Annotated in this window: 3 protein-coding genes; all 3 read right to left on the bottom strand. The window is 65.1% G+C overall.

Annotation, left to right across the window (positions count from 1 at the left end; translation table 11 throughout):
• The coding region (locus EOA79_RS30550; protein ID WP_164894021.1) for an acetate--CoA ligase family protein at positions 1-1,590 on the bottom strand (1,590 nt) is incomplete at its 3' end.
• Positions 1,591-1,654: 64 nt separating this feature from the next.
• Positions 1,655-2,818, bottom strand: a complete 1,164-nt coding sequence (locus EOA79_RS30555) for an acyl-CoA dehydrogenase (RefSeq protein WP_066996076.1) — start codon at positions 2,816-2,818, stop codon at positions 1,655-1,657.
• 4 nt (positions 2,819-2,822) lie between these two features.
• A partial coding sequence (locus EOA79_RS30560) for a 3-hydroxyacyl-CoA dehydrogenase NAD-binding domain-containing protein (protein WP_128293595.1) occupies positions 2,823-3,787 on the bottom strand: 965 nt, incomplete at its 5' end.

Below are 3,787 nucleotides of genomic sequence, written 5' to 3' on the forward strand. Positions count from 1 at the left end.
GTGCGTCACGCCGAGCGTCTTCAGCGCCACCGGGAAACCAAGCGCCATGGACGCAATCACCGCCTCGACCGCGTTCGAGGCTCGCTCGCCCTTCGGCACCGGCAGCCCGGCCTCGATCAGACGCGCTTTGGCCTCGGCTTCGTCCGGCGTGACTTGGTCGCCGTCGGAAGCGCCCGCCGCCGTGGTGTCGACCGGCTGCGCCTGCGGCTCGCGCCAGGCCCAGCCGATGAAGGCGGCGGCCTGGGCGGCGTCCATCGCTTCCGAAATGCCGAACAAGGGCACCATGCCGCGCGCCATCAGCCCGGCGGTATATTCCTCCGGCAGGTTTTCCGGCAGCGAGGAGACGATCGCGCCCTGCGCCCTGTTGGTCTTCAGCGCCGCCTCGAAGGCACGCAGCGTCGCCCACCAGTCGGTGTCCGAGCAGCGGTCGGGGCGCGGGAAGTCGAGCACCAGCATGTTGAGGTCGAAGCCGCCCGACACCATGGCAGTGAAGGTGGCCGTCATCGCCGGCTCGTTGTTCCAGATGAAGGTGTGGTAGTCGAGCGGATTGGCGACCGCGACCAGCGGCCCGAGCGTCGATTTGACATGCGCGCGATGCTCGGCGCTTAGCGTCGGGAAATGCACCCAGCGTCCTTCCGCGCTGTCGGCCATCACGGAGGCTTCGCCGCCCGAGCAGCTCATCGACGACAGTCTGTAGCCGGGCAGCGGCCCGGTGATGTGCAAGAGCTTCAACGCCTCGATGAAGGCCGGTATGGAATCGACGCGCGCGATGCCCAGCCGCTTCAGGAACGCGCCCGAGGCGGCATCCGAACCGGCAAGCGACGCGGTATGGGAAACCGTCGCCTGCCGCGCCTGTTCCGAGCGGCCGACCTTCATGGCGATGATCGGCTTCTTCAGCTCGCGGGCTCTCGCCGCCAATCGCTCGAAGCCGGCCACGGAATCGAAGGCCTCGATATGCAGGCCAAGCGACGTGACGCGCTCGTCCTCGATCAGACCGAGCGCCATTTCGGAAAGGCCGGTCTGCGCCTGGTTGCCGGCCGTCATCAGGAACGCGATCGGCAGACCGCGCTTCTGCATCGTCATGTTGATGGCGATGTTGGACGATTGAGTGATGATGGCGACGCCCTTGCCGCCCTCGGCCAGTCTGATCCCGCCATGCTGATCGGGCCACAAAAGCGCGCCGTCGGCATAGTTGATCAGGCCATAGCAGTTCGGGCCGATGATCGGCATCTCACCCGCGGCGGCGACCAGCTCGGCCTGCAGCCGCTCGCCGTCCTCGTCATAGGCCTCGGTCTCGAGGAAGCCGGCGGCAAAGCAGACGGCGCCGCCGGCGCCGCGCTCGGCCAATGCCTTGACCACTTCGATGGTGAGATGCCGGTTGACCCCAACAAAGGCGGCGTCCGGCGCGCCGGGCAAGTCGGCGACGGAACGGTAGGCCTTGCGGCCTGCGACCTCGTCTTTAGTCGGGTGCACCGGCCAGATTTCGCCGGCAAAGCCCATCTTGATTGATTGCGCGACGACGGCGGCGGCCTGCGCCCCGCCGAACACGGCGATCGATTTCGGGCGCAGGAGACGTTCGAGTTTATGCATGGTCATCTTTTCATTTGAGCACGATCGTTGCCAAAACCGGATCCCGGTTTTGGCGGATCATGCTCTAAGCCCCGAACGGGCGCAGCAACGCCCGCGAAATAATATGTCGCTGAATCTCCGAAGTGCCTTCCCAGATGCGCTCGACGCGCGCGTCGCGCCAGATGCGCTCCAGCGGCAGATCGTCCATCAGCCCCATGCCGCCATGGATCTGGATCGCCTCGTCGGCGACGAAAGCCAGCATCTCGGTAGCCTTCAGCTTGGCCATCGCCATGTCCTGATCGGTGACGGTGCCCTGATCGTACTTCCAGCCGGCTTCGAACACCATCAGGTCAGCGGCCTTCAACTCCGTCGCCATATCGGCGAGCTTGAACGACACACCCTGGAACTTGCCGATCTGCTGGCCGAACTGCTGGCGCTGCGCGGCATATTCGATGGCATGCGAAAGCGCGCGCTCTGCGCGGCCGAGGCAGGTGGCGCCGACCTGCAGGCGCGTGGCGCCGAGCCATGAATTCGCCACCTCGAAGCCCTTGTGCACTTCGCCGAGCACCTGGGAAGCCGGCAGCCGGCAGTCGTCGAATTCGAGGATCGAGTTGGTGTAGCCGCGATGCGAGACGTTGCGGTAGCCGTCGCGCACCGTGAAACCCTTGGTGCCCTTGTCGACGAAGAAGGCGGTGATCTTCTTGCGCTTGCCGCGCGGCGAATCCTCTTCGCCCGAAGCCATGAATACGATGGCAAAGTCGGCGATGTCGGCGTGGCTGATGAAGTGCTTGGTGCCGTTGAGCACCCAGTCCGAGCCGTCCTGGACCGCGGTCGCCTTCATGCCGCGCAGGTCGGAGCCGGCGCCGGGCTCGGTCATCGCCAGGCAGTCCCACTTTTCGCCGCGGATGCAGGGGAAGAGATATTTTTCACGCTGCTCCGGCGTGCCGGCGAGCAGGATGTTGGACGGGCGCGCCACGCAGGTCCAGTGCAGCGCGTAATTGGCGCGGCCAAGCTCCTTCTCGTAGAGCAGCCAGCTCACCGTATCGAGGCCGGCGCCGCCGACATCGGCCGGCATGTTGGCGGCGTAGAGCCCGGCCGCGATCGCCTTCGCCTTCAATTCGTCGATCAGCTCGCGGCGCAGTTCGCCGGTGCGTTCCACCTCGCGCTCATGCGGGTAAAGCTCGTTCTCGACAAAGGCACGCGTCGTCTCGACGATCAGTTTTTGTTCTTCCGAAAGACCGAAATGCATCGCCTCAGCCCTTCTTCTTGCTTGTTTTCGCCTTGTCGGCCTTCGTGGGCTTCTCGGCCTTTGCGGGCTTCGCCATCTTCTTCGCCGGCTTGGCGGCTTTTGCTTTGTCGCCTGCCTTGGCGGCCGGCTTCGCCGCCAGCTTGGCCAACTGCCTGGTATAGTCCTTGTGAAGCGCGCCGGCGCCCCAGCCCTTGCCCTTGTTCTGCTTCGACAGCGCATCCATGATGGCGACCAGATTGTCGTCGCGGATCTTTTCAAGCTCGCGGATCGAGAGGCCGTTTGCCTGCTCGTCCGACTGCGTGGCGATCAGGTCGACCAGCTCGTCGTTGAACTCCGGCACGTCCATCAGCTTGGTCCACGGCCATTTCAGGCAAGGTCCGAACTGCGCCATGAAGTGGCGCATGCCGGCTTCGCCGCCGGCGACGCGGTAGACCTGGAACATGCCCATTTGAGCCCAGCGCAGGCCGAAGGAATAGCGCATGATATCGTCGAGTTCCTCGACGGTGCAGATGCCGTCCTTGACCAGCCACAGCGCCTCGCGCCACGCGGCCTCCAGGAGGCGATCGCCGACGAAGGCCTCGATTTCCTTGCGCACCACCACCGGCTTCATGCCGATCGAGGCGTAGATCTCCTTGGCGACCTCGATCGCCTCGGGAAAAGTCTGGTGGCCGCCGACGATCTCGACCAGCGGCAGAAGATAGACCGGGTTGAACGGGTGCCCGACGACCAGCCGCTCCGGGTGCTTCTTCATCGCCACCTGCATGTCAGTCGGCTTGATGCCAGAGGTCGAGGAGCCGATTATGGAGTTGGCCGGCGCATGGGCGTCGATCTCGGCCAGCACTTTGTGCTTGAGGTCGAGCCGCTCCGGCACGCTCTCCTGGATGAAGTCGGCATCCGCTACCGCCTCGCCGATCGTCTTGGCGAAGGTGAGCTTGCCTTCCTTGGGCAGGCCGCCGGGCAGCATCTGCT

The organism is Mesorhizobium sp. M1A.F.Ca.IN.020.03.2.1 (genome assembly GCF_004023205.1).
Lineage (GTDB): Bacteria > Pseudomonadota > Alphaproteobacteria > Rhizobiales > Rhizobiaceae > Mesorhizobium.